This is a genomic window from Paenibacillus sp. FSL M8-0334 (assembly GCF_038000405.1).
Taxonomy (GTDB): domain Bacteria; phylum Bacillota; class Bacilli; order Paenibacillales; family Paenibacillaceae; genus Paenibacillus_AQ; species Paenibacillus_AQ campinasensis.
This window is the reverse complement of record NZ_JBBOCH010000001.1, coordinates 591,762-617,389: the sequence shown is the minus strand read 5'-3', so window position 1 is coordinate 617,389 and position 25,628 is coordinate 591,762. Positions and strand designations below refer to the sequence as shown.

22 protein-coding genes are annotated in these 25,628 nt (G+C 52.6%); 20 read left to right on the top strand and 2 right to left on the bottom strand.

All coding sequences use genetic code 11. The features are described from left to right. Window positions 1-187 precede the first annotated feature (187 nt). From MKX64_RS02715 to nrdG, 4 genes are all read left to right on the top strand, one after another. The gene (locus tag MKX64_RS02715; RefSeq protein WP_155617415.1) at window positions 188-1,495 is read left to right on the top strand and encodes a replication-associated recombination protein A; all 1,308 of its coding nucleotides are present in this window, start codon (window positions 188-190) and stop codon (window positions 1,493-1,495) included. Between the two features lie 53 nt (window positions 1,496-1,548). Continuing rightward, entirely contained in the window at window positions 1,549-2,118 is a 570-nt protein-coding gene (locus tag MKX64_RS02710) for a PCYCGC domain-containing protein (protein WP_230875536.1), read from the top strand. A 319-nt stretch (window positions 2,119-2,437) separates the two neighbouring features. Further along, window positions 2,438-4,690 (top strand): anaerobic ribonucleoside triphosphate reductase, encoded by a 2,253-nt coding sequence (locus tag MKX64_RS02705; RefSeq protein ID WP_176475440.1) that lies wholly within the window; start codon window positions 2,438-2,440, stop codon window positions 4,688-4,690. Continuing rightward, window positions 4,687-5,187, top strand: a complete 501-nt coding sequence (gene nrdG, locus MKX64_RS02700; RefSeq protein ID WP_095262954.1) for an anaerobic ribonucleoside-triphosphate reductase activating protein — start codon at window positions 4,687-4,689, stop codon at window positions 5,185-5,187. The genes MKX64_RS02705 and nrdG overlap by 4 nt, the downstream gene beginning before the upstream one ends. 91 nt (window positions 5,188-5,278) lie before the next feature. On the opposite strand, the gene mnmA is transcribed toward nrdG, so the two are convergent. Beyond that, window positions 5,279-6,394: a tRNA 2-thiouridine(34) synthase MnmA gene (gene mnmA, locus MKX64_RS02695; RefSeq protein WP_095397372.1), complete on the bottom strand. Its 1,116-nt coding sequence runs from the start codon at window positions 6,392-6,394 to the stop codon at window positions 5,279-5,281. Window positions 6,395-6,692: 298 nt separating this feature from the next. On the opposite strand from mnmA, the gene cymR reads away from it, so the two are divergent. The 15 genes from cymR to MKX64_RS02620 all read left to right on the top strand — a co-directional run bounded on the left by cymR (window position 6,693) and on the right by MKX64_RS02620 (window position 22,904). Beyond that, a complete protein-coding gene (gene cymR / locus MKX64_RS02690) occupies window positions 6,693-7,112 on the top strand; it encodes a cysteine metabolism transcriptional regulator CymR (protein ID WP_095262956.1) in 420 nt (139 codons plus the stop codon). Between the two features lie 11 nt (window positions 7,113-7,123). Beyond that, window positions 7,124-8,269 carry a cysteine desulfurase family protein gene (locus MKX64_RS02685; protein ID WP_095262957.1) on the top strand — a complete coding sequence of 382 codons (1,146 nt, stop codon included), beginning with the start codon at window positions 7,124-7,126 and terminating at the stop codon, window positions 8,267-8,269. A 162-nt stretch (window positions 8,270-8,431) separates the two neighbouring features. Continuing rightward, window positions 8,432-8,953, top strand: coding sequence for a PRC-barrel domain-containing protein (locus MKX64_RS02680; protein WP_095262958.1), 522 nt, complete (start codon window positions 8,432-8,434; stop codon window positions 8,951-8,953). An 11-nt stretch (window positions 8,954-8,964) separates the two neighbouring features. Next, window positions 8,965-9,171 (top strand): hypothetical protein, encoded by a 207-nt coding sequence (locus tag MKX64_RS02675; RefSeq protein ID WP_095262959.1) that lies wholly within the window; start codon window positions 8,965-8,967, stop codon window positions 9,169-9,171. 172 nt (window positions 9,172-9,343) lie between these two features. Continuing rightward, window positions 9,344-10,411, top strand: a complete 1,068-nt coding sequence (locus MKX64_RS02670; protein ID WP_095262960.1) for an AI-2E family transporter — start codon at window positions 9,344-9,346, stop codon at window positions 10,409-10,411. A gap of 465 nt (window positions 10,412-10,876) precedes the next feature. Continuing rightward, a complete protein-coding gene (gene alaS / locus MKX64_RS02665) occupies window positions 10,877-13,504 on the top strand; it encodes an alanine--tRNA ligase (protein ID WP_341036222.1) in 2,628 nt (875 codons plus the stop codon). 180 nt (window positions 13,505-13,684) lie between these two features. After that, on the top strand, window positions 13,685-13,945 hold the full coding sequence (locus tag MKX64_RS02660; protein ID WP_095262962.1) for an IreB family regulatory phosphoprotein: 261 nt from the start codon (window positions 13,685-13,687) through the stop codon (window positions 13,943-13,945). 10 nt (window positions 13,946-13,955) lie between these two features. Continuing rightward, on the top strand, window positions 13,956-14,366 hold the full coding sequence (gene ruvX, locus MKX64_RS02655; RefSeq protein WP_095397374.1) for a Holliday junction resolvase RuvX: 411 nt from the start codon (window positions 13,956-13,958) through the stop codon (window positions 14,364-14,366). 18 nt (window positions 14,367-14,384) lie between these two features. Beyond that, a complete protein-coding gene (locus MKX64_RS02650; RefSeq protein ID WP_095262964.1) occupies window positions 14,385-14,684 on the top strand; it encodes a DUF1292 domain-containing protein in 300 nt (99 codons plus the stop codon). Window positions 14,685-14,688: 4 nt separating this feature from the next. After that, on the top strand, window positions 14,689-15,000 hold the full coding sequence (locus tag MKX64_RS02645) for a DUF1292 domain-containing protein (RefSeq protein WP_095262965.1): 312 nt from the start codon (window positions 14,689-14,691) through the stop codon (window positions 14,998-15,000). 83 nt (window positions 15,001-15,083) lie between these two features. Continuing rightward, window positions 15,084-16,133, top strand: coding sequence for an endolytic transglycosylase MltG (mltG, locus tag MKX64_RS02640; RefSeq protein WP_341035289.1), 1,050 nt, complete (start codon window positions 15,084-15,086; stop codon window positions 16,131-16,133). 18 nt (window positions 16,134-16,151) lie between these two features. Next, window positions 16,152-17,087 (top strand): peptidase U32 family protein, encoded by a 936-nt coding sequence (locus MKX64_RS02635; RefSeq protein WP_095262967.1) that lies wholly within the window; start codon window positions 16,152-16,154, stop codon window positions 17,085-17,087. 12 nt (window positions 17,088-17,099) lie between these two features. Then, on the top strand, window positions 17,100-18,437 hold the full coding sequence (locus MKX64_RS02630; RefSeq protein ID WP_095262968.1) for a peptidase U32 family protein: 1,338 nt from the start codon (window positions 17,100-17,102) through the stop codon (window positions 18,435-18,437). Between the two features lie 230 nt (window positions 18,438-18,667). After that, window positions 18,668-20,875 carry a methyl-accepting chemotaxis protein gene (locus MKX64_RS02625; protein WP_095262969.1) on the top strand — a complete coding sequence of 736 codons (2,208 nt, stop codon included), beginning with the start codon at window positions 18,668-18,670 and terminating at the stop codon, window positions 20,873-20,875. A gap of 220 nt (window positions 20,876-21,095) precedes the next feature. After that, entirely contained in the window at window positions 21,096-22,904 is a 1,809-nt protein-coding gene (locus tag MKX64_RS02620; protein ID WP_341035287.1) for a peptidoglycan D,D-transpeptidase FtsI family protein, read from the top strand. Here the strand turns inward: MKX64_RS02620 and ytvI are convergent. Next, window positions 22,841-24,010 carry a sporulation integral membrane protein YtvI gene (gene ytvI / locus MKX64_RS02615; RefSeq protein WP_095262971.1) on the bottom strand — a complete coding sequence of 390 codons (1,170 nt, stop codon included), beginning with the start codon at window positions 24,008-24,010 and terminating at the stop codon, window positions 22,841-22,843. The genes MKX64_RS02620 and ytvI overlap by 64 nt on opposite strands. 143 nt (window positions 24,011-24,153) lie before the next feature. Here ytvI and MKX64_RS02610 point away from each other — a divergent pair, with 143 nt between their 5' ends. Then, on the top strand, window positions 24,154-25,560 hold the full coding sequence (locus tag MKX64_RS02610; protein WP_095397377.1) for a polysaccharide deacetylase family protein: 1,407 nt from the start codon (window positions 24,154-24,156) through the stop codon (window positions 25,558-25,560). Window positions 25,561-25,628 lie beyond the last annotated feature (68 nt).

Below are 25,628 nucleotides of genomic sequence, written 5' to 3'. Positions count from 1 at the left end.
TTTTCTTTGTGTCCCCCGGGTTTGTTCACCTTCATCCAGCAGCTATGATGCTGAATCGCAATCATCCACGGATGATGGGCGCGGCCTCGGTGAATATGTTATGATATAGGCTGATAAATAGAAACGCATGTTCACATATCGGCACGGATGGACAAGCTTGAATTCAGACAAGGAAGTGTTAAACGGCATGGATTTGTTCAGTTTAAGTCGCGAAGAGGACCGGAACGGACGGCTGCTGGCTGACCGTATGCGTCCGCAAACGCTGGATGAATATATCGGGCAGGAGCACATTATAGGCCCGGGCAAACTGCTGAGAAGAGCCATTGAAGCTGATCAAGTCTCCTCGATTCTTCTCTATGGCCCGCCTGGATGTGGAAAAACAACGCTCGCTCACATTATCTCTACACAGACGAAGGGCGCTTTTGTGCGGCTGAATGCCGTTGAGGCGTCTGTGAAGGATGTCAGGGAAGTGATTGAGCAGGCCCAGAGCAACAAAAGTTTGTACGGAACGAAAACGATTCTGTTCCTCGATGAGGTCCATCGCTTCAACAGCTCCAGACAGGATGCGCTGCTGCCGGCGGTGGAGAACGGGACGATTATTTTTATCGGCGCGACTACGGAGAACCCGTTTCACTATGTGAACGGGGCCTTGATGAGCCGCTCAACCTTGTTTCAGCTGGAGCCGCTGAACAGGGATCATGCCATGATCGCTATGCGAAGAGCGCTGGCGAACGAGGACAGAGGGCTGGGCTTTATGGATCTTCAGGTGGATGATGCGGCGCTGGATCATATTGCTTCCATGGCTAACGGCGATATTCGCCGCGCGCTGAATGCACTGGAGCTGGCCGCGCTCACCACGCCCCCGGGGCAGGACGGCAGCATCCACATTACGCTGGAGGTGGCGGAGGAATCGATTCGCAGACCGACCGTGCGGGCGGATGAGTCTACGCAGTACGATGTATTGTCCGCTTTTCATAAGAGCATCCGCGGCTCCAGCGATGCGGCGCTGTTCTGGTTTCTGTATGCGGTTGAGAAGCTCGGGATGGACCCGATGGTGTTTCTTCGCCGCCTGATCGCCGCCAGCAGCGAGGATATCGGCCTTGCCAATCCACAGGCGATGGTGCAGGCGGTCAGCGCGTTGGAAGCGTACCGGAACAACGGCTGGCCGGAGGCAAAGCTGAATATCGCCCAGGCGATTCTGTTTGCGGTTGAAAGCCCGAAATCGAATGCGGTTGTGGATGCGATATCCAGAGCGATGTCTGCCATGGATGAGGTGAAGTCGGCGGAGGTTCCGCTTCATCTGCGGGATGCGCATTATAAAGGCGCGGTGAAGCTGGGGCATGTTGGCTACAAATACCCGCATGATTATCCCGGGCATTATGTGAAACAGGATTATTTGCCGAAGGAGCTGAACAATCGGCTGTTCTATCAGGCTACGGAGCAGGGGAATGAGGCCAAGATCGCCCATAACCAGCGCCTTCGCCGGAGTGAGTAACCAGGTCCTGCGCTTCGTATGAACGATTCATTGTGCTGGAGGGGGAAATAGGAATGACAAGAAAGATGTCGCGTTATATGATTCTGCTGCTGTCCACAGCGATTGTGCTGGGCGGCTGCCAAGCGGGCAAGACGACCGACTCTGATAGCGCTGCGGCCGGCTCGCCCGCCGGGGCTGAGCAGGAGCATCATGCAGCCGGGGACACGCCGGGGGAGCATGACCATCTCCATCATGCGAGCGGGGATTTGCGGGAGGTCACCGCTTCGATCGAGGAACTTCCAACCTTCCTGGATGGGGCGGTAAGCGAGATGCGGACGATTTATGCTCTGGCTGCCCAGGTCAGCGATGTGCTGGAATACATGCCATGCTACTGCGGCTGCGGCGATAGCGCCGGTCATCAGAGCAATCTGAACTGCTTCATTCATGAAATCCGGGAGGACGGCAGTGTCGAGTGGGATGACCATGGCACCCGCTGCGGCGTCTGCCTGGACATTGCGGTGGAATCCGCACTGATGAGAAGCGAGGGAATGCACTTGTCCGATATCCGGGCCGCCATCGACGAGAAATATAAGACAGGTTATGCCGCCCCAACCCGGACGCCGCTGCCGCCGGCAGAGAGTTAATATATCCATAGATAACCGCTGAACAAAGGAGCTGGCTCGGATCACCATCGTGATTGGAGGTCAGCTTCTTTTTGCGTGTCTCATTCGGACTCGGGGGGTTCTCCATGTATGGGACTTCTCTACGGATGATATGGATCATAATTTTTTTTGAAAAACGCCGTCAGGCCAAGCCTCGCCGGCACTTAAACAGAGCCGTTCGGATCCTGCTCGAACAAACAGTGACTTTTGTTACAGAATAAATCAACATATTGATGTTATCTTGTTCTGGCATACAATATATTGATTTGTTTGAATTTCGGCAGGGGAGTGATTGATCAAGATGTTGCAGGTAATGAAGCGGGATGGGAGCTTGACTGAATTTGATATGTCACGCATCGTGAGAGCGGTGAACAAGGCCTTTCGGGCAGTCAAAGGCAGCGCTGAAGACGATGTGTCGGTCCGCATCGGGCAGCAGGTGACGGATCGGGTAGCGGAGGCAGAGAGCCTCACGGTGGAATATATTCAGGATTGTGTCATCCAGGCTCTGAGGGAAAGCCAGTATGGGGAAGTGGCGGATGCCTACAGCCAATATCGGGATGCCCGCGATCTGGAGCGGATCAGAAGAGGGGAGCTGTACAAAATCAGCAGTGATGTGATCGGTGCAGCGAATCCTGATCTGCTTCGGGAGAATGCCAATTTGAACGGGGAATCCTTCAGTGGAAAGATGAGCCGCATCGGCTCCGAATACGCCAAATGGATCGCCAACCGCTTTGTTCTTCCTTCGGAGCTGTACAAGGCGGTGAAGGACGGCTATGTGTATGTGCATGATCTGGATCAATATGCGCTCGGAACGACCAACTGCATCTTTATCCCGTTTGACCGTCTGCTGGCTAAAGGCTTTAATACCGGCAACGGATCGGTGCGCCCGCCGCAGAGCATCATGACCGCGATGGCGCTTGTGGCCATTATTTTTCAGTCCCAGCAGAACAGTCAGTTTGGCGGGGTTTCGGCCAATAAAATCGACTGGGATCTGGCCCCATATGTCGGAAAATCATTTCGCAGACATTTCCGCAAAGGGCTGCTCTATCTCGGGGAGACGAGCGGGAAAGCTCATGAAGGGTCTGCAGACGGCAGCCTGGCCCATCTGCTCGAGGATGGTGAGCTTTACATAGACAATATGTCCCTGAAGGCCGCGTATCCGCGAACCTATGCCTATGCCTATGAGGAAACCGTCCATGAGACGAAGCAGGCAGCGGAGTCGCTGATACACAATCTGAACACGATGAGCAGCCGGGCCGGCGGTCAAATTCCGTTCACCTCGCTGAACTATGGCATGTGCACCTCCACCGAGGGAAGGCTGGTGACCCGCGCGCTGCTGGATGCAACGATCGATGGCTTGGGCCGAGGCGAGACGCCGATATTCCCGCAGCATATTTTCCAGTGCAAGCAGGGTGTGAACCAGGCCGAAGGGGAGCCGAATTATGATCTGTTCCTGAAGGCGGTGGAATGCTCCAGCCGGAGGCTGTATCCGAATTTTGTCAATGTGGATGCTTCCTTCAACCTGCCGTATTATCAGCCGGATGATCCGGATACGATCATTGCCACGATGGGCTGCAGGACCCGCACCATTTCCGACCGGTTCGGACGCAACCGGCTCAGCGGCAAAGGCAACCTGTCCTTCAATACGATTAATCTGGTTCGCCTCGGGATGGAATCCGGCATCGTATTTGGCAAACGAACTGAACCGGATCTGGAAGGCTTCTTCCGTCAATTGGATCGCTATATGAACATCGCGGTGGAAGGTCTTGTCCACCGGTTTGAGATTCAGGCGAAGCAGCCGGCCAAAGCATCGGATTTCATGATGCGCGAAGGGGTATGGGAAGGCGGAGACTCGCTGGGTCCTGACGATCAGGTTCGCGAGCTGATCAAGCATGGCACGCTTGCGCTTGGTTTTATCGGACTGGCCGAATGCCTCAAGGCGCTGACAGGCAAGCACCACGGGGAGGACGAAGGCAGCCATCGCCTTGGTCTCGAGATGATTTCCCGCATGCGCCGCTTCTGCGATGAGATGAGCGACAAGTACAATCTGAATATCTCGCTCTTCGCTACCCCTGCTGAGGGTCTGTCCGGTAAATTCACGGCGGTCGATCAGGCGGAGTACGGGAGCATTCCCGGCGTGACAGACAAGGAGTACTATACAAATTCCTTTCACGTTCCGGTGTATTACAAGCTTTCGGCCTTTGAGAAAATCAAGCTGGAGGCGCCGTTCCACAAGCTGTGCAACGCCGGGGCCATCTCCTACGTGGAGCTGGACGGGAATGCGAGAATGAACACCGCCGCTTTCAAGCGTATCGTGCAGTTTGCCCTCGAGGAAGATATCGGTTACTTCTCCGTCAATCATCCGCTCGACCGCTGTCCTTCCTGCCATTATGAAGGCATTATCGGTTCGGCGTGCCCAGGATGCGGCGCAGGCGAGCAGGAGGTGCACTTCCAGCGGCTGCGCCGGGTGACCGGGTATTTGACCGGCAATTATACCGAGCGCTTCAATTCGGCCAAGCAGGCCGAGGTCCGGGACCGGGTGAAGCATCTGTGAACATCTGCGGCTATATTCCGGAAAGCATCAATGAGGGCGCAGGGCTGCGGGCGGTGCTGTTCATCAGCGGCTGCAAGCATGCCTGCCCCGGATGCTTTAATCCGGCGTCCTGGGATTTTCAGGCTGGGGAGCGGTTTACGGAGGAAATGGCCGGGCGAATCATCGGCGACGTGAAGACCAACTCCCTGCTGGACGGTATTACGCTGTGCGGAGGCGATCCGTTCTTCTCTGCCGAGGAGTGCGCGGAATTCCTGATCAAGTTTAAAGCGCGCTGTCCGGACAAAAATGTGTGGGCATACACCGGCTTTACGTTCGAAGCGTTGGTGAAGCGTCCGGAGCTGAAGCAGCTGGCGCTGCTGTGCGACGTTATTGTGGATGGAAAATTCATCGCCGCAGAGAAGGATGTGTCCCTTCCCTTCCGGGGCAGCCGCAATCAGCGTTTGGTTGATGTGCGCGAGAGTGTCCGGCAGGGACGGGTGGTGGAGATTGAATTGTAGCGTTAAGGATGAAACGGGACGACAAAAGACACGCATTGCGCAAGCTTCAATGCCTGCTGCAATGCGTGTCTTTCTGTATCGTATGAGCCTGTTAATAAGGGACTTTATCAGCAGATTCAATCGTTCCGCCGCCGAGACATTCGTCACCTTGATAGAACACGACCGCTTGACCTGGCGTAATGGCCTTCTGCGGTTTGGCAAAAGCGACATGGACGTTGCCGTCTTCCAGGCGGGTGACGGTGACCTCCTGATCGGGCTGGCGGTAACGGAATTTGGCGGTGCAGGTGAAGACGTCTTTGGGCATGGCGTCTTCCCCGGCTATCCAGCTGATCCCGGAAGCGGTCAGACCTGTGGAATACAGGCTGGGGTGATCCCCCTGCACGACATAGAGAATGTTCTTCTCCAAATCCTTGTCGGCTACAAACCAAGGCTCTCCCGTGCCTGATCCCCCGATGCCAAGACCTTGGCGCTGTCCGAGCGTATAATACATCAGCCCGTCATGGCGGCCCTTAATCTCGCCGGATACGATATCAACCATATCACCCGATTGGGCAGGCAGGTAGTGGCTAAGAAATTCCTTGAAATCCCGTTCGCCGATGAAGCAGACGCCGGTGCTGTCCTTCTTCTTGGCCGTGTACAGGCCCGCCTCTTCGGCCAGTCTGCGCACCTCCGGCTTCGGCAGATGCCCGATCGGGAACATCGCCTTGGAGAGCTGGTCCTGATTCAGCGCATTGAGGAAGTAGGTTTGGTCCTTGTTGCTGTCCACGCCCCGGAGAAGGCGATATTGACCGTCCTCTTCAATGACCCGCGCATAGTGGCCGGTCGCGACATAGTCAGCACCCAGATCAAGCGCTTTGTTCAGAAACTCTCCGAACTTGATCTCCCGGTTGCACATGACATCGGGATTTGGCGTTCGTCCGGCCTTATATTCATCAAGAAAATAGGAAAATACTTTATCATAGTATTCCTTTTCAAAATTGACAGTGTAGTACGGTATATCAAGCTGTTCGCATACCCGGCGGACATCTTCGGCATCCGCTTCAGCGGTACAATGACCGAATTCATCAGTGTCATCCCAGTTCTTCATGAAGATGCCGATGACTTCATAACCTTGCTGCTTCAGGAGCAGAGCGGTTACGGAGGAATCGACGCCCCCGGACATGCCGACAACGATACGCGTGTTTTGTTTGTCTTTTGACATCGTCATCACCATTTTCGTATGAAATTGTGCCCATGGACGTATTTTAACACACTTTTGCAAGCTTAGACATGTCTCGTATTGTCCACCCACGGTGAACAATTTATGTAATTTCCGACGGAAGATTACCCATTTGCACCCTAGATATGTTACCATAAGCTGAGGGTAATGATCGGAATAAGGAGAAAACTTGGGGTTAACGGTCCAAGCATCGGCATCAGGGTCAGATTTCGGCTAATACCCGCTTAATGTACAACAACAACCAAACGATAAGGCACGGTTATAAATTTGAAGTGAGGTGTCACCTTTGAAGATATCAACTAAAGGAAGATACGGTTTAACCATCATGATGGAGCTGGCGGCCAAATTCGGTGAGGGTCCGACTTCGCTGAAGAGCATCGCCGAGAAGAATCAGCTATCCGAGCATTATTTGGAGCAGCTGATTGCGCCGCTGCGCAATGCCGGGCTGGTCAAGAGCATTCGCGGAGCATACGGCGGATACATCCTGTCGCGCGAACCGGAATCCATTACGGCCGGAGACGTGATTCGCGTTCTGGAAGGTCCGATCTCGCCGGTGGATTTCACGGAGGAAGACGATCCGGCCAAGCGGGACCTGTGGCTGCGCATCCGGGACAGCATCGCTGAGGTGCTTGATTCCACCACCTTGGACAACCTGATTAATTATCACGAGCAATCGGCTTCGGATAATTACATGTTCTATATATAAGGGTGGTTGTCATGAGTTCAATTTATCTGGATCATGCCGCTTCGACGCCGGTTCATCCTGAAGTTGCGGAGCGCATGATCCATATACTAACCACACAGTACGGCAATGCATCCAGCGTCCATCAGTACGGCCGTTCGGCCAAAAAAATAGTGAATGGCGCCCGCGACAGCATTGCCGCCAGACTCGGTTGCCTGCCGGAAGAGCTTGTGTTCACCTCCGGTGGAACCGAAAGCGATAATCTGGCGATATTCGGGGTAGTGGAATCGCTTGGCCTGAAGGGCAAGCATATCATTACCTCTGCGATTGAGCATCATGCGGTTCTGCATACCTGCGAGGAGCTGGAGAGCCAAGGCTGTCAAGTGACCTATGTCCCTGTGGACGCCTACGGACGCGTGGCGGTTGAGGATGTGGAAGCGGCTATGCAGGACAACACCGTGCTGGTGACTATCATGTATGGCAACAACGAGGTTGGCACCATTCAGCCGATCCGCGAGATCGGGGAGTTATGCCGAAGCCGCGGCATTTTGTTCCATACCGATGCGGTCCAAGCTTTGGGTGCGGTGCCCATCGTCTGCCATGAGCTTCCGGTTGACCTGTGGAGCTTCTCTTCCCATAAGATTAACGGCCCGCAGGGCATCGGCGCACTTGTCGTACGGAGCGGAATCGGTCTTAAAGCCCGGCTGTTCGGAGGGCTTCAGGAGAAGAAGCGCCGCGCGGGTACAGAGAATATGGCGGGCATTGCCGGCTTTGCCGCTGCCGTGGAACTGACGGTATCGCAGGCGGAAGCCAAGCGTGCCGGACTGGAGGAGCTTCGAAGCTCGCTGATTGCAGCGCTGCGCCGGGAGGTCGGCGAAGAAGCTTTTGTCATTAACGGACACCCTGATCATTACCTTCCTCATATATTAAACATCAGCTTTCCCGACGTGGGAACAGAGACGATGCTGATGAACCTCGATATGGAGGGCATTGCCGCAGCCAGCGGCTCGGCCTGCACTTCAGGATCTCTGGAAATCTCCCATGTACTGCAAGCGATGAAACTTCCGGATGATGTTTTGCGTTCGGCGGTTCGATTTAGTTTCGGTTTGGGTAATACTACTCAAGAAATGGAGTATACTGCCCAAAAAATTGGAACCATCCTTAATCGGCTGCGTAAATAAAGGTTAGGATTTCTCCGTGGACTTGGAAGGGGGCATGAATGTATCCATTTCATCCGAGGATATCAAACGAGGTTTTGACCAGCTGGTGATGGCTTTGATCATAAAGCCGCCTGGCGTTTGAGATCCAAATTACGATAGGATGAGGAGGTGTCCGAGCGTTATATGAAGCTTCAAGAAATGATAGGACTGGCTGTATTCGACGTGGAGAGCGGCAAGGAAGTTGGCAGAATCCACGATTTTATACTAGATGGTAAATGGCTGATAACCGGTTTGGAGCTGGAAGGCAAGGCGCTGTTCTCTTCTTATGTGAAATTCATCGCATGGGAGGATATTACGGCTTACGGTGAAGATGCTGTCATGATCCGCAGCCGGGAGGCGGTCCAGAAGCTTGGGACAGGCCACATCCCTTATACGTACCATGTCGGGAAGCGAAGGCTGAAGGAGATGCAGGTCCTGACAGAGGACGGCGTACTGCTCGGGCGCATATGCGATGTTTATTTTGAGCAGGAAAAGGGCAATACAATATTAGGATTGGAAATTTCCGACGGTTTTGTATCGGATCTTATTGAAGGCCGGAAATGGCTGCCTTGCACCATGGACATGGTAATCGGTGAACATGCGGTGATGGTGCCGCCGATGAGTGAACAGCGACTGGAAAAAGCCATTAATTTTGTGAACGGATAGGGTGAAGTAGGATGAAGTGTCCAAACTGCAATTCCAAGGATATTGGAAAGATCGGTTCCCACCAATTTTATTGCTGGGGCTGCTTTATTGAATTGACGGTAAACGGTGAGAAAATGTCTGTTTATCAGGTAGAAGAGGATGGAACGCTCAGCTCGCTGGATGATCTGTTCTTCGGCGATGAGGTTCAGGAGTTTCCTCATATTCACGCGTCCTCCTGATCGCGGGCGAGGGCGCTACATAGCGAGTTTTACTTGCTTTCAAGGGTCTCTGATCAAGCTGCTTGGCTTGCGGAGGCCCTTTTTGTGATGGTGCGGACGGGCGGGACCGATTAATTCTGAGGTCTTGAACACATACTACAGGGGAAGTCTGGAAAAAAGGAGAGATGGCCCTGTGGAACAGCTGACGGGGAGCAAGTGGTTCCGCTTCATGATCTGGCTGCTGATCGGATTGATATCTTTATATTTTGTCTGGCTATTGCGGCCGATGTTTATGGACATATACCGGTTCCTGAAGGCGATTCTCGCCCCGTTCGCGGTCGCCATGATTATATCCTATGTGCTGAATCCGATCGTCTGCATGCTGTCGGAGCGCAAAGTGCCGCGCAGCATCGCCGTCCTGCTCATTTATGCCGTGTTTCTGACGCTGCTGGCCGTTGTGCTGATCAATATGATCCCGATGCTGATTCGCCAGCTGGAGGAGCTGAGCGAGCATTTGCCTGAAATTTCGATGAACGCGCAGACTCTGATGACGAACCTGGATAGCCGTTTGATTCCGCCGGGGGTGCGGACAGGGGTCAACAGCTGGTTTTTTCAGATGGAGAACAGGCTGGCACAAGGGATATCGACCTTTCTTAACAATATCGGGGATACGATCAGCGTGTTGTTTAATGTGATGATTATTCCGTTTTTGATTTTTTATATATTGAAAGATTTCGACGTGTTCCAGCGCACCGTGGTCGCCTATCTGCCGCGGGGACACCGCCGGGCGATTGTGACGCTGCTCAAGGAGATCGATACGGCGCTTGGCAATTACATTCGCGGACAATTTCTGGTGTGCCTGATCATCGGAATTCTCGCCTACATCGGCTACATGCTTATTGGGATGCCGTATGCGCTGCTGCTCGCCAGCATTGTGGCGATCTTCAACATCATTCCGTATCTCGGCCCGTTTCTCGGGGCGGCTCCGGCCTTGATTATGGCGTCTACGATCTCGTGGAGAATGGTGCTGATGGTGGCGATCGTCAACATGATCTGTCAAACGCTGGAGAGCAATGTCATCTCCCCGCAGGTGGTTGGGCGCAAGCTGCATCTGCATCCGATTCTGATCATCTTTGCGCTTCTCGTTGGCGGGCAGCTTGCCGGAACGATCGGCCTCATCCTGGCCGTGCCAGTGCTGGCGGCGCTCAAGGTGCTGCTTCAGCACGTGTTTGCCTATTATGTACGGAGAAAGTCAGCCTGACAGGTTGGCTGGGGTGCGGCGGTCCATTGACAGATAGAAGAGGCGTCGATATACTTAAAAATGCAAAATCATCTTATAAGTTGTTATAAGTATGGAAGTTAACCGCGATAGGAAATCGCATATGGATGAAAACGATGAGAGAATCAAGTAGGCTGGTGTGCCTTGCCCAGAGAACAGGTTCCTGACGTAAATGACCGTCTGGCTGCGAGAACCTGAAAGTGTCCCAGACCGAAACGCTAATTTTCGAGTGTGAGTCAAATTCACCGGGAGCCCCCGTTATCAGCAGCAATAAGGCGATCGTCTGCGTTCGCCAGGCAGCCCTTCCGTGCGGGGGGCATGTCCTGGAACAGCGGCCGATAACCAGGGTGGTACCGCGAGAATATTCGTCCCTGATTTATTCAGGGGCGTTTTTGCGCTTTCGGCGATATTGCCGAAGCGATACATTATGAACTGGAGGATTAGATGATGAAAGCTAGTGAGATTCGTTCCAAATGGCTGGAATTCTTTGCTTCAAAAGGTCACAACATTGAACCAAGTGCTTCTCTTGTTCCGCACAACGATCCGTCTCTGCTGTGGATTAATGCAGGGATGGCGCCGCTTAAGCCTTATTTTGACGGGCGTGTAAAGCCGGATAATCCGAGAATCGCCAACTCCCAGAAGTGCATTCGCACCAACGATATCGAGAATGTCGGCAAAACCCGCCGCCACCACACCTTTTTCGAAATGCTGGGGAATTTCTCGATCGGTGATTATTTTAAAGAAGAAGCGATTGTATGGTCGTGGGAGTTCCTGACAGACAAGAAATGGATCGGCTTTGATCCGGATCGCCTGTCGGTGACGGTGTATCCGGAGGATGAAGAAGCCTTCAGACTGTGGAAGGAGAAAGTAGGGCTTCCAGAAGATCGCATCATCAAGCTGGAGGACAACTTCTGGGATATCGGGGAAGGCCCTTGCGGTCCTTGCTCCGAAATCTTCTACGATCGCGGTGAAGAATACGGCAAGGGCGCACCGGAATCGGAGCTGTTCCCTGGCGGGGAGAACGAGCGCTACCTTGAGGTATGGAATCTCGTATTCTCCCAGTTCAATCATAACAAGGACGGCAGCTACACGCCGCTTCCGAACAAAAACATCGATACCGGCGCAGGCCTGGAGCGTTTCGCTTCCGTTCTGCAAAATGTGGACTCCAACTTCGACACAGACCTGTTCCAGCCGATCATTCAGGCAACAGCGAAGCTTGCCGGGGTACAGTATAAGGAGAAGGAAGAGTACGATGTGGCGCTGAAAGTGATTGCTGACCATATCCGTACCGTGGTCTTCGCTGTCGGAGATGGCGTGCTTCCTTCCAATGAAGGCCGCGGATATGTAATCCGCCGCTTGTTGCGCCGCGCTGTTCGCTACGGAAAGGTGCTGGGTCTGGATAAACCGTTCATGTATTCGCTGACCGAAATCGTCGGGGATATCATGGGCGTGTACTACAAAGAGGTTATTGAAAAGCGGGATTACATCGAAAAAGTGGTCCGGACAGAGGAAGAACAGTTCCACAAGACGCTGTCCGACGGATTGAATATTCTGGCCGATATTACGGCCGAGGTGAAGAAGCAGGGCAAAACGGTCATCAGCGGCAGCGATGCGTTCAAGCTGTATGATACGTACGGCTTCCCGTTTGACCTGACTGAGGACTATGCGGCCGAGAACGGGCTGACCGTGGACCGCGAAGGCTTCGATGCGGCGATGCAGGAGCAGCGCGAGCGTGCCCGTTCTGCCCGGCATGAGACTGGCAGCATGAACATTCAGGGCGGCGTGCTGTCGGATTACACGGAGAAGAGTGCATTCGTTGGGTACAGCGACACGGTCCATCAAGCGAAGGTGCTGGCGATCGTTGCCGGCGACCAGTTCGTGGACAGCCTCAGCGAAGGCGAGACGGGACAGGTCATTCTGGATGCGACACCGTTCTACGCTGAAAGCGGCGGCCAGGTAAGCGACCAGGGGATGATCGAAAGCGGCTCGGCCCGGGCTCGCGTCGAGGAGCTGTTCAAGGCTCCGCATGGACAGCATGTCCATGTCGTTACGGTGGAATCCGGGGAGCTGAAGGTCAATGAAACGGTACAAGCCCAGGTTGACCGTTCGCAGCGCCAGGACGTTGTGAAGAACCACACGGCGACACATCTGCTGCACAAAGCGCTGAAAGAAGTGCTCGGCGACCATGTCAACCAGGCGGGATCGCTTGTGGAGCCGCAGCGACTGCGCTTCGACTTCTCTCACTTCGGCAGCATTACGCCAGAGGAGCTGGCGGACATTGAGCGCCGTGTGAATGAACAGATCTGGAAGGCGACGCCGGTCGTCATTGACAACAAGCCGATCGACGAAGCGAAAGCGATGGGCGCGATGGCGCTGTTCGGTGAGAAATACGGCGACATCGTGCGCGTCGTCCAGGTCGGTGATTACAGCATCGAGCTGTGCGGCGGCTGCCATGTGGACAATACGGCCCAGATTGGCATCTTCAAATTGCTCGGCGAGAGCGGCATCGGCTCCGGCGTGCGCCGTATTGAAGCTGTCACCGGCCGTTATGCTTACGAATATACGGAGGAGCAGCTTGATCTTCTCAAGCAGTCGGCCGGGCTGCTCAAGAGCAGCGTGACCGATGTGCCTAAACGGATTGAAGGTCTGCATCAGCAGGTGAAGGAGCTGGCGCGTGAGAACGAATCGCTGCAGGCGAAGCTCGGCGCGATTGAAGCTGGACAATTGACGGATAAAGTGAAGCAAGTGGGAGATACTTCCTTACTGGCGGCTGAAGTTTCGGCAGGCGGTATGGACGCCCTGCGCACCATTGCAGACGAGCTGAAGACCAAGCTGCCGGATGCTATTCTGGTTCTTGGCGCCAAGGCAGGAGAGAAGGTCAACTTTGTAGTCGCGGTGCCGCAGGAGCTTGTGAAGAAAGGCTACCATGCCGGGAAGCTGGTTAAAGAGGTTGCTTCTGTATGCGGCGGCGGTGGCGGCGGACGTCCTGACATGGCTCAGGCCGGAGGGAAAGATGCCTCGAAGCTTGCGGATGCACTGAAGCGTGCGGAGGAACTTGTCAGCGCGGGTGTATAGTTTCAAGCGGCGCTTCCTCTGTAAGCGATCCTGAATTTTTTGGAGAAGTCTCTAAAAATTTGGGTTGGATTTCCTTACTGAGGAAGGATTATGTTATGATAGAAGGAAAGATCAAAGCTGGTTACATCCATTCGGGCGAAGCATGGTTAACATGTTCTTTGAAGAAGCGAGGTGTCACACATGGACTCCATGGATAAGACAGTCAAGTTCAATGTAAAAGGTGATGAGAAGGAGGCTTCTGCCCAGGACATACTCCTCTCGGTATACGATTCGCTGGTCGAGAAGGAGTACAACCCGATCAATCAGATTGTCGGGTATCTACTGTCCGGGGACCCTGCGTATATACCTCGGCACAACAACGCCAGAAGTTTGATCCGGAAGAAAGAACGAGATGAATTGATTGAAGAGCTGGTCCGGTTCTATCTAGCCAATCATCGTTAGGAGTGCATGCATGAGGGTTATGGGTTTGGATTACGGGGATCGCAGAATCGGCGTTGCCCTGAGCGATGCGTTCGGCTGGACGGCCCAAGGGCTCGAAGTGCTGGAGCGGCGCAAGGACAGCGGCGAGCTGGACAGAATCGCTGAGCTCGTTAAGGAACACGAGGTCAGCGAAATCGTGGTCGGTCTGCCTAAAAATATGAACGGCACGATTGGTCCCCGGGGTGAAATCTGTATGGAATTCGCGAGCACGCTTCGTGAAGCCCTGTGTTTACCCGTTCACCTTTGGGATGAACGGCTGTCAACTGTATCTGCTGAAAGGACATTGCTTGAAGCCGATGTCAGCCGTAAGAAGCGCAAACAGGTCGTGGATAAAATGGCCGCAAGCTTGATTTTGCAAAACTACTTAGATTCTAAAAGGTAAAGGTGAGGGTGATATCACATGGCGAATGAATTTATTGGCATGGAAGAGGAACCGGAAATTATTTATATTCCTGATGACGAGGGCAACGAGGAAGAGTTCGAAGTCATCATGAAGTTTGAGGTGGACGGCTCGGATGCCAGGTACCTGATGGTTGTGCCGAGGGAAGCTGCCGACGAGGAGACCGATGAGGTGTATGCGTTCCGCTATGAAGAGGATGGGGACGATCTCAAGCTGTACATGATCGAAGACGACGAGGAATGGGCGGTTGTCGAAGAGACTTTCAACACCCTGGTTGAAGAGTTGAACGGAGGCGACTAAAGAAGTGGCAGATTTTTCAGTGGAGAACATCGTATGGACTCAGGTGCTGAGAGAAACATTCGGCGAGAGCGTTGAGCTTGAGGATGAGGATGGCCGTATTGAAGTCTATGATATTGCTGCCGAGTTCGAGGTGGACGGTCAAGGCTATGCGATATTGGTTCAGCCGGACCGCAGCGCTGAAGAGTATGAGGTGCTTCGTATTGTGAAGGAGTCTGACGGCAGCCTGAAGCTTGCCACCGTCGATGATGATGAGGAATGGGAGAACGTGTCCGAGCTCTATGATGAGCTGACATTCCCCGAAGGTGACGAGGACTAGGGCAAGAATCGGCTGAAAGGCCCATAATTTCAAATGAAAGTCTGGAAAGGGCGGAGTTCTTCGCCCTTTTTGGTTGTGAAGGGATGAGAATATTGAAAAAGCTGGGTATTGTCATTCTGGTGCTGCTGCTCATTGGCGGCGGAGGCGCCTTTTATATATGGAACGGTCTTCAGCCTGTTCCAGCTTCGGATACGCCGGTTGAGTTTACGGTGAGTCCGGGGATGGGCACGGCGGCGATTGCCGATCTATTAGAGGAAAAGGGACTTATTAAGAATGCATTATTGCTGAAAGGTTATCTGAGGCTGAAGGACGAAGGCAGAAATCTGATGGCCGGCACTTATGAAGCTTTACCGGGCACCAGCTTCGAGCAGCTCTTGTCGATGATGAACAATGGTGAGGTCAAGCCGGAGGAGATGATCCGCTTTACGATACCGGAAGGCTACACGGTGAAGCAGATGGCAGAGACGATTGCACGCGATGGGGATGTGGACAAGGAACAATTTCTTCAGCTGGCCGATCAGCGGGCGGGCTGGGACGTGCCGATCATCGAAGAAATTCCGGATAACGAGGATCTGACGCATGTGCTGGAAGGTTATCTGTTCCCCGCGACCTACGAGATTCCGAAGAAGAATGCCTCTGCCGAGACGGTCATCAAGACGATGCTGGCGGAAATGGACAAGCGTCTGGCGGAAATCCCGGGCTGGGAGGATATGCTGAAGGAGCGGGGTGTCACGCTGCATGAGCTGATGACCATCGCCTCCCTGGTGGAAAGGGAAGTTGTGGTCGATCACGAGCGCCCGCTTGTGGCTGGCGTCATCTATAATCGTTTGGAGCAGGATATGAGGCTCGAGATCGACGCGACGGTTCAGTATTTGCTTGACAAACCGAAGGAGCGGCTGCTGTATGCCGACCTTGAGGTTCCGAGCCCTTATAATACGTATCGCAACAAGGGGCTTCCGCCTGGGCCGATTGCAAGCCCGAGCCTGGAGTCGATCAAGGCCGCATTGATGCCGGAGAAGTCCGAGTATTTATTTTATGTGACCAAGAAGGATGGGACGCAGGAGCACTTATTCGCTAAAACCTATCAGGAACATTTGAAAAACATCGAAATCAGCAACAAGACGGCACAATAGGTGTAGGAGGAAACGCTCATGATTAGAAAACCAGAGCTGTTGGCGGCGGCTGGTTCTGTCGCTGAAGCGAACGTTTATTTCGAAGCAGGCGCAGATGCCCTTGTCGTCGGTGAAGACCGGTTCGGGATGAGACTTCCCGGCAGCATGAATCCGGATCATATCCGAGAAGTTACGGAGCTGGCCCATGCCAGCGGCCGAAAAATTTATGTATGCATGAACAATCTGATGACCAATGATCTGCTTGCCGATCTGCCGGATTATGTGAAGACGCTAGGCGCGATCGGCGTGGATGGGGTAGAGTTCAACGATCCGTCGGTGCTGACGTCCGTGAAGACGATCGCGCCGCAGATCAAGCTGCACTGGAATGCCGAGATGACGGCCACGAATTATTCGACAGCCAACTATTGGGGCAGCAAGGGAGCATCGCGAGTCATTCTTGCCCGTGAACTGAACATGGATGAAATTACGGAGATGAAGCCGCAGCTGCAAGTGGAGGCGCAAGTTCAGATTCATGGCATGACCAATATCTATCACTCCAAGCGCCGCCTGGTCCAGAGCTACATGGCGCATCAAGGCAGACCCGTAGGTGACGAGGAGAATCTGGGGAAAGAAAGAGGCCTGTTTCTGATCGAGGCCGAAAGACAGGAAGAGAAGTATCCGATCTATGAGGATGTGAACGGAACTCATATTATGAGCTCTGAAGATATCTGCATTCTCGAGGATTTGCATCTGCTGATGTCAGCAGGTATCGACAGTTTCAAGGTAGAGACGCTGCTCAAGCCGCTCTCCTACAACGAGAAGGTGCTTCGCATTTACCGGAATGCGATAGACCTGTATGCGGCCGATCCGAATGCATACGCCTTTCAGGAGGCGTGGATGGACGAAATTCGCGCCATTCAGGACCCTGAGCGTGAACTGTCGTTTGGCTTTTTCTATAAGGAACAAGTTTATTAAGGAGTGGAGAGCATGGAAGTTATGGCGAAGCCACAATATAAAGGCAAACGTTACCGGTTGGCTAAACCGGAGCTGCTTGCGCCTGCCGGCAACTTGGAGAAGTTGAAGTTTGCGGTGCACTACGGTGCAGACGCTGTATATATCGGCGGCCAGAAGTATGGTCTCCGCTCGAATGCGGACAATTTCAGTTTTGAAGAGATGAGAGAAGGCGTCGAGTTTGCCAACCGTTACGGGGCGAAGGTGTTTGTAGCAACCAATATCTATGCCCATAATGAAGATATCGAGGGCATTGAGGCGTATTTGAAGAAGCTGGAGGAAGTCGGCATTGCTGCGATTATTGCAGCAGACCCGGCGATCATCGAAGTGGCTAAACGTGCCGCTCCGAAGCTTGAGGTTCATCTGAGCACACAGCAATCCACGCTGAACTGGCAAGCGGTAAAGTTCTGGAAGGACGAAGGACTGCCTAGGGTCGTACTCGGACGGGAGACGAGTCTGGAAGAGATTGCGGCGATTAAAGAACATGTCGATATCGAAATCGAGGCTTTCATTCATGGAGCGATGTGCTCTTCCTTCTCCGGGCGCTGCGTGCTCTCGAACCATTTTACCGATCGGGACTCCAATCGCGGCGGCTGCTGCCAATCGTGCCGCTGGAAATACGATCTGTTCGAGGACGGCAGAAGCGAGGAGAGCTGGGTGTCCGAAGAGAGTATGATGGAGCAGGCTCCACCGGCGCTGTCGCCGTTCAAGCCGGGCCTAACCCAAATTCCGCTGTTTCAGCCGGAAGACAATCCGTTTACGATGGGTTCGAAGGATCTGTGCATGCTTGAACATATCCCCGATCTGATCGAGGCAGGCATCGACAGTTTCAAAATTGAAGGACGGATGAAGTCGATTCATTATGTTGCCACGGTCGTCAATGTGTACCGCCAGGCGATTGATTCGTATATGGCAGATCCGGAAGGCTATGTTCTGAAGCCGGAATGGGTGGAGGAGATCAACAAGGCGGCAAACCGTCCGCTGAACACCGGATTTTTCTATGATACCCCGGACCATGAAGATCATATTTATGAGCCGGAGGAGAAAGCGGTGCCGTATGATTTTGCAGGACTGGTGATGGAATATGACGATAGCACCGGAACCGCGATCATCCAGCAGCGCAATCATTTCAAGCCGGGAGACGAAATCGAATTCTTTGGTCCGGAAGGCACCTTCTTTAAACAGAAGGTAGGCTCGCTTGAAGATGAGAGCGGGGCTCCGCTTGACGCGGCGCGTCATCCGCTTCAGCTCGTTCGGATGAAGGTGGAGCAGCCTTTGAAGAACTTTGATATGATGCGCAAACGGAAAGGATAGTCGGTCCGTAATGGACTGGTTCTAGGTCATATTAACTAGGTTTGACATGAATCCGGGTCGCCCGACGCCCCCCGGATTCTTTTTTTATTCAAAAAAATAGGGATGTTGTATTAATTTTTTTGCGAAAAGCCAAAGAAAAACGCCCCTACCTGACGAAATAAAATAGTAAAGGGGAGTTGTGTCACGTCAACTAACCATATTATAAAAAGAATGTGGCAGGTGAACAGCAAATGTCAGATGTAGAACAGCAGGAAAAGAAACCGAAACAAGACAAGCTGAAGGACAAGAAGAACAGGGAGAAGAAGGACAAGAAGCCGAAGGAAGGAAAGGGCCTCTTCAGTTCTTGGTCATCCAAGGGAATACATAACGTGAAATCGGTTGCATCATCGGCGGTTACCGCGTTTGGTAAGACATCCTTTAACCCGGCTAAGTCGGTAGGAATTCGTTTGTTCCTCGTGTTTTTCACAGCAATCGTAGCATTTGTGGTGATTTTGGGATGGCTCTCCTATAATCAGGCGCGGAACACGATTGTGAAGAACGCAGCCAACGCCAACCAGCAGATGATTATCCAGACGTCGGAGAAAATCGATATTATTCTGGATAAGTACGAAAATATGGGGCGGCAAATTTTTTACGACAACGATCTGCAAAAACTGCTTTATTCTTTCAAGCATGACAATTTGAGCGATTACGACAAATTTACGGTTGAACGGAGCATTCGTGACAGGCTGTCCAACCAAATTACGTCGGATTCGGTCATTAGAGCCATGTATCTGATCCCGACCGATCAGGAAATTATGATCTCGGCAGGGCAGGTATCTGCGGATGCTAAGTCGGTATACGAAGAGCCTTGGTTCATCGAACTGAAGGAAGGAACACAGAAACTGACTTGGGTTCCTACAAAGGCGAACAGCGGAGCGCCTTATTTCACCGTAGCGCGTGCACTCGGCTCCATGAATGATCTGAACAGCACCTATGTCGTTATGATTGATCTGGACGTCAGTGTGCTGAATGAGCAGCTCGCGGGCATCAACCTTGGTGACCAGGGGCAGCTGCAGCTGGTAAGTCCGGAGGGAACGGTCGTATCAAGCTCTGTCATCGGCTTGAACGGAACAGAGACGAATCTGAGCTTCCTGCAAGAGCTTCCTGAGGATAGCAGAACGGACAATCTGACGACAAGAGACGAAGAGCACCGTTCGGTCCTTGCCGTGTACAACAAGCTCGCCACGAACGATTGGAAGCTGGTAGGGGTTGTACAGGAAAGGGAACTGACTAAGGATGCCACCTCGATCCTTTTCATTACTTGGATTGTAGCTGCGGTAGACGTTGTGGTTGCGATTCTGATCGGCATATGGATGGTACGTATGATTGCCCGTCCGCTTGGCAAACTGAACCTTCTGATGAAGGAAGGGGCCAAAGGAAACCTGAACGTTCGTACGGATCACAAAGGCCAGGATGAAATCGGCCAGCTATCGGCCAGCTTTAACGATATGATGGAGCAGATCACCAAGCTGGTGCAGCAAACGAACAATACGGCGCAGGATGTTCTGAGTACGGCGGCTGAGCTTAGCGACGCCTCCAAGAAAACAGCTATTTCCGCTAAAGAAATTGCGGTGGCCACCGAAGAGATTGCCAACGGCGCAAGCAGTCTTGCTGTGGAAGCAGAGCGCGGCAGCGATCTGACCAACCATATTTCCCAGCAGATGAAAGTTGTTGTTAACGCCAATGAAGAGATGGGCAAATCGGCTCGTCATGTTGAAAGCTCCAGTGAGCTCGGTACGAAGCATCTTAACGACCTGCTTGATAAAACGCATCAGACGGAAGATATGACACGTTCGATGATGCGCAAGGTTGATGAACTGAAAGAAACGACATCTTCGGTTGTGAAGGTGCTCGATGTGATGCAGAACATTACGAAGCAGACGAATATTCTGTCGCTTAATGCTACGATTGAAGCCGCTCGAGCTGGCGCTGCTGGCCGCGGGTTCATGGTGGTTGCCGATGAAATTCGTCAGCTGGCAGAGCAGTCCAGACAGTCGATTGACATGGTTAGCCAGATTACAGACCGCATCATGACAGAGATGAATGAAACGGTTCAAGTGCTGCTGGATGCGAACCCGCTCTTTAAAGCACAGATGGACGCGGTGAAGGAAACCAGCGATATCTTCCTGTCGGTAAGACAGCAGATGGGCGAGTTCATCGAGCGGCTAGATTCCGCTACAAGCTCCATTGGTGAACTGAACGATTCTCAGAATGTATTGTCTGAAGCGATGAGCAATGTGAGTGCGGTGGCTGAGGAGTCTTCGGCGACGTCCGAAGAGGTGGCTTCGCTCTCGAACGAGCAGCAGAACATCAGCAATCAGCTTGTGAACCTGTCGAGCAAGCTGGAGAACGTATCGAAAGAGCTGAAAGAAACGCTGTCTCGCTTCACGGTTTAAGTCTAGAGAGAAAGACTCGCCTAAACGCGGGTCCGGGATATGTTAAGGTTAGTCATCCTACGAAACGTCCTTTCAACATGGGGCTTCATGCCCCCATGCGGGAAGGGCGTTTTTCGCATATATTGGGTTGATCGGGGAAGGCTCCTTTCAGAATGGCAGGTTGCGGGGCGCTGCTACGGGCAATACTGAAAAAGAAATCTTACAAACGGAGGGATGTTGGATGAAGCTTGACCGCAAGCAGCGGGTCGTCTACGGCTGGCTGATTCTGACCTTATTCATTCTCATACTTGCCGGAAGGCTGGCCTGGGTGCAGCTTGTCATGAAACATCAGCGTATGCCGGGGAGCAATCATACGATGATTGAGGCGTCCTTGTACCAGAGGGAACGGGGCGTGGTGCTGGATTCCGGCCGAGGTCATTTTACGGATCGCTATGGGCAGCCGCTAACAGGGCATCTGATATGGACGGCCGTTCTGTTCCCGATGAATAAGGCAGAGTGGAGCGAGGCTCAGCCCAAGCTGCGGCAGTTGTCCGATATTTTGAATACCGATTATGATGCGCTGACTGACCAATGGCATAAGAGTCATGAACCGATTCTATGGCATGCCCAATCGTCGCCTGTGCCCACCGCTTTGTCGAGTGAACAGATTGCACGGATTCATGAGCTGAAGCTGGAATATATTCAAGTGCTCCCTTATCAGCAGCGCTATCCTGCCGGGCTTTCCGGCATGCAGTGGCTTGGCTATGTGTCGGGGCAGCGCAAGGAGAACCTGTTCTATAAAGATGATCCCGAGATCAAGGGAAACAGCGGGCTGGAGAAAGCGCTGGACCCGATTATACGCGGTGATGAACCGACCATTGTATATTTCCCGGTGAACGGCGGCAACCATGTTATTCAGGATATGGAACCGATGGTGAAGGCTTCGAGTAATCCCTATTATCCTCTGCGTGTACAGAGCACCATCGATGCAGGGATGCAGCAGGCGATTGAGGATTTAACCGAAAAGGCCAACATGGGCAAAGGGGCAGTTGTTGTGCTGGATGCCCGCAATGCTGACATTTTGGCCATGGTATCCAGGCCTTTCTATAATCCCGAAGACATCCATCCGGAAGCGGGGGAATGGGAGAATCGGGCGGTTAAGGCTGCGGTGCCGGGTTCAATCTTTAAGCTGGTCACCGCAGCGGCTGCGCTGGAGCATGGCGTCGTCAAGCCCCGGGAGAAATTTCATTGCAGCGGTGAATACGGAAAATACGGTCTGTCCTGCTGGAAGGAAGGCGGCCATGGGACGATTACGGCTGAAGAAGGGTTTGCGCATTCATGTAATGTTGTGTTCGCCACACTGGCCGAACGGCTGACGCATGAACAGCTTGAAGCGGCAGCGAATTCGCTTGGACTTGGACAAACCGTGGGCTGGCAAGCTAAAGATCTGCTTGGTTTAAGCGTGTTGAAGCCGCTGGACCATGAGGAGCAAGGGACAATATTCGACAAATCAGCGGACAGATCAGATGCCGGTGAGCGGGTACAAACGGCCATCGGACAGCGTGATACGGCGATTAGCCCACTTCAGGCTGCCAATATGGTCGTGACGCTGCTTCATGGAGGCGAGGTCCATAGACCCCGTTTGATGGACAAGCTGACCTATGCCAATGGTCAGCTATTGTATGAAGCGAAACCCGTGGTTATGGGGAAGCTGGGCGGCAGCGGAAATATTTCCCGGGAAACATCCGCTATACTGCGTAAGTGGATGGAGGATGTAGTGCGTGAGGGGACAGGAAAATCACTGTTAAACCACAAGGCCAGATGGGCAGGAAAATCGGGTACCGCGCAAGTTAAAGTAAAGGGCCGCGCCCGGAATAACCAATGGTTTATCGGGTACGGCCCTGTCGAGCAGCCACGGTATGCGGTGGCCGTGCTTGTGGAAGATCGCTCGCCTGACAGCAGTCATCAGGCTACGCAGCTGTTCGGTCAGGTGATTGATTTGTTGGCTTCTCCGGACTTTTCTGTTTCCGGCTCAGGATCGGCACGTTGAGTCATATCGAATGGAGATACATCAAACTCTTCGCTGGGCAGATGAATCCACTTTTGCAAATATCCTTGCTGAAGCAACTCTTTAAGCAAAATCAGCAGAATCGGGGCCAAGATAAGACCTGCCACGCCGAAGATAGACAAGGAGATAATCATGAAAGACAGCATCAGGAACGCAGAGGAGATGCCGATGGAATTTCCTGCAATTTTCGGTTCGAGCAGCTGACGGGAAACCATGACGACTGCAAGCAGCACAATCAGACCGATCGCAAGGCCGCTATTGCCGACAATAAACAGATAAATGATCCACGGAATAAAAATAACCGGTACGCCGAGCAGTGGCAAAATATCAAAAACGGCACTGAACAGGGCGACAGAAAGTGCATTTGAGGTTCCTAGGATAAGCAGACCGACATATACAATGACAAAGGTAATGCTGACCAGTTTCAGTTGGGCCTTCAGGTAAGCGCCAATCGCTTTGAATACGTGATCCTTCAGAAACTGAAAAGCGATTTTGATCGTTTTCGGTGTCTTGTCGGTGGCAATTTTTCTCCAGCTTGTAATTTCAATGCTAAGGAAGAAGGCGAGAATCATCGCGATCCCGAAATTGGCGATAAAACTGGAGAATGAACCCATGAAACCAACCATAAATAGAAAGAAAGACTTTGCGACGTTGGCACCGAAATTCGTGATGTTCTGGAAGAAGCTGTTCAAACGGTCGGTCAAATCCGGCGGCAATGCATCCAGCCTGGATTGAAGCACAAGCAGCCACTCCTGGAAATGGGTTTGCAGCGTGCGGGTGTATGCCGGAAGATTATCGTTTAAATGTGTAATTTGAGAAATAATGAGCGCGCCTGCTCCGAGCAGCAGCCCGGCTATAATCATTAGAAAGAGCAGGACGGATATGGCTGCAGCAATCGGTTTTGGCAAACCGCGGCGATGCAGAAATTTCGCAAGTGGCTCTATAATCAGAAATACCAGAAAAGACAGAAATACAGGCGCCGCAATTTGGTAAAGTTTACTGAAAATAAACATAATCAGGTATACCGTTAGTACAACTAAAGCGATGTCAAATGCGGTTCTCCAGTATTTTTTGTATAAGGGAAGCATGGTCTGGCATCGGCTCCTTTTTTTAGAAATGATCAATGATATCATTGTACACGATTTTCTAAAAAAAAGCCTATTTCTTTATGGGCTGTGATAAAATATGATAGTATGTTACAGAAATATAGAGATAAAAGCGGGGAGTTTGTATGCAGACAATACTGCTTTGGCTATTTTACCTTTCATCGTTTTATGCATTTATTCCCGGTATATTAACCCGGATTTTTGGCTTCCGAGTATTCCGCAGGGGGTCCGGGGAGAACGAGTTCGCTTTAACGTTTGATGATGGACCTGATCCTCATTATACGCCCAAGCTGCTTGATCTGCTGCGGCGTTACGATATGAAGGCTACCTTTTTTGTGGTTGGTTCCCATGCGGAGCAGCATCCTGAAGTCGTTCGACGCATTCATGAGGAAGGTCATCTGATCGGTATTCATAATTATGTTCATAAGAGCAATTGGTTGATGAGACCCGTGACTGTTCGCCGGCAAGTCCAGCGGACCGATGATATTATATTCTCGATCACCGGAGAGCGAACAACTTATTACAGACCTCCCTGGGGGATCGTAAATCTGTTTGACTTCGCTAAGAATACAGGCTGCAGAATTATTCTATGGTCATCCATGTTCTACGACTGGCGCAGCAAGATCGGCGCTGACCGGCTGACGCAGCGGATGCTAAGCAAGCTGCGTGATGGAGAGGTCATGCTGCTGCATGATTGCGGGACGACGATGGGGGCTAACCCGGATGCTCCCGAGCAGATGCTGATTGCGCTGGAACGTGTGCTTAAGGTGGCGAAGGAGAAGGGGATGAGAAGCATTCGTATCGACCGTATGTTGGAGAAGGAAGGCAAGGCTAAGGCCAAGAAGCTGTCTCCGGCCAAAAGAATGCTGGTATCAGCGTGGCTCCTGTGGGAGAAAGCGTTCCATGCCCTGTTCACACTTCGGACTGTAACCCCGTCCGACCCGATGCTGCACTTCCGTGTTCGCCCTTATCGGGGGCAGCCGGTTACGCTGGAGGATGGCAGCCGGATTGAGAAGGGTGACAAGATTGTTGAGTTGCATTTTGACAACAAAAAGCTGTTTGAGCTTGGCAGTCGTTCGAGATCGGAGATGCAGCTGGCGATTCAGATGATCCGTGCAGTTCAGAAGGATCTGCCGACACTTGCAGATATGGTGCTGGAGCGGCCGGAGCTTCAAGGATCCAAAGGATTGTACGGTGTGACCATGATTTCCCGGGGGCCGGAGCAATTCGGGTTTCAAATTCTGGATCTGCCGTCAGGCTGGTTCGCCAGCTCGACTCGAATCTATCTGAAGCTGCTGCTTAGCGTCATTCATCCCAAAGGCAAATCGCGCCTGAAGGATGGGACCCAGGCGATGGAGCCCAAAATGCTGTATATGCCGGTTGAAGTATTGATTGAGCGCTACGCCAGCAAAAAGAGGCCATCCTCTGCCGTCGCCGCCATTGCCGACGAGGCTCACGAGCATGACGAGATGAGTGAGCTGACCGCCATGGCAGGCGCTTCTTCCAAGGGCATTACCGCAGTGCCACGATAATAAGGTTCACGCACTTATTCATGGAATACCGTTCGTTAGTTCGTTATATAAGATAAGGGGTTATCCCG

What these genes read in the sequence shown, in the direction of transcription:
- MKX64_RS02675 (WP_095262959.1), top strand. Translation starts at nt 8,965, where the DNA reads ATGAAGTGTCCAAACTGCAATTCCAAGGATATTGGAAAGATCGGTTCC.
- MKX64_RS02610 (WP_095397377.1), top strand. Translation starts at nt 24,154, where the DNA reads ATGCAGACAATACTGCTTTGGCTATTTTACCTTTCATCGTTTTATGCA.
- MKX64_RS02625 (WP_095262969.1), top strand. Translation starts at nt 18,668, where the DNA reads ATGTCAGATGTAGAACAGCAGGAAAAGAAACCGAAACAAGACAAGCTG.
- MKX64_RS02620 (WP_341035287.1), top strand. Translation starts at nt 21,096, where the DNA reads ATGAAGCTTGACCGCAAGCAGCGGGTCGTCTACGGCTGGCTGATTCTG.
- MKX64_RS02705 (WP_176475440.1), top strand. Translation starts at nt 2,438, where the DNA reads ATGTTGCAGGTAATGAAGCGGGATGGGAGCTTGACTGAATTTGATATG.
- mnmA (WP_095397372.1), bottom strand. Translation starts at nt 6,394, where the DNA reads ATGACGATGTCAAAAGACAAACAAAACACGCGTATCGTTGTCGGCATG.
- ruvX (WP_095397374.1), top strand. Translation starts at nt 13,956, where the DNA reads ATGAGGGTTATGGGTTTGGATTACGGGGATCGCAGAATCGGCGTTGCC.
- MKX64_RS02710 (WP_230875536.1), top strand. Translation starts at nt 1,549, where the DNA reads ATGACAAGAAAGATGTCGCGTTATATGATTCTGCTGCTGTCCACAGCG.
- MKX64_RS02715 (WP_155617415.1), top strand. Translation starts at nt 188, where the DNA reads ATGGATTTGTTCAGTTTAAGTCGCGAAGAGGACCGGAACGGACGGCTG.
- MKX64_RS02635 (WP_095262967.1), top strand. Translation starts at nt 16,152, where the DNA reads ATGATTAGAAAACCAGAGCTGTTGGCGGCGGCTGGTTCTGTCGCTGAA.
- ytvI (WP_095262971.1), bottom strand. Translation starts at nt 24,010, where the DNA reads ATGCTTCCCTTATACAAAAAATACTGGAGAACCGCATTTGACATCGCT.
- MKX64_RS02680 (WP_095262958.1), top strand. Translation starts at nt 8,432, where the DNA reads ATGAAGCTTCAAGAAATGATAGGACTGGCTGTATTCGACGTGGAGAGC.
- MKX64_RS02685 (WP_095262957.1), top strand. Translation starts at nt 7,124, where the DNA reads ATGAGTTCAATTTATCTGGATCATGCCGCTTCGACGCCGGTTCATCCT.
- alaS (WP_341036222.1), top strand. Translation starts at nt 10,877, where the DNA reads ATGAAAGCTAGTGAGATTCGTTCCAAATGGCTGGAATTCTTTGCTTCA.
- MKX64_RS02660 (WP_095262962.1), top strand. Translation starts at nt 13,685, where the DNA reads ATGGACTCCATGGATAAGACAGTCAAGTTCAATGTAAAAGGTGATGAG.
- mltG (WP_341035289.1), top strand. Translation starts at nt 15,084, where the DNA reads ATGAGAATATTGAAAAAGCTGGGTATTGTCATTCTGGTGCTGCTGCTC.
- MKX64_RS02650 (WP_095262964.1), top strand. Translation starts at nt 14,385, where the DNA reads ATGGCGAATGAATTTATTGGCATGGAAGAGGAACCGGAAATTATTTAT.
- MKX64_RS02630 (WP_095262968.1), top strand. Translation starts at nt 17,100, where the DNA reads ATGGAAGTTATGGCGAAGCCACAATATAAAGGCAAACGTTACCGGTTG.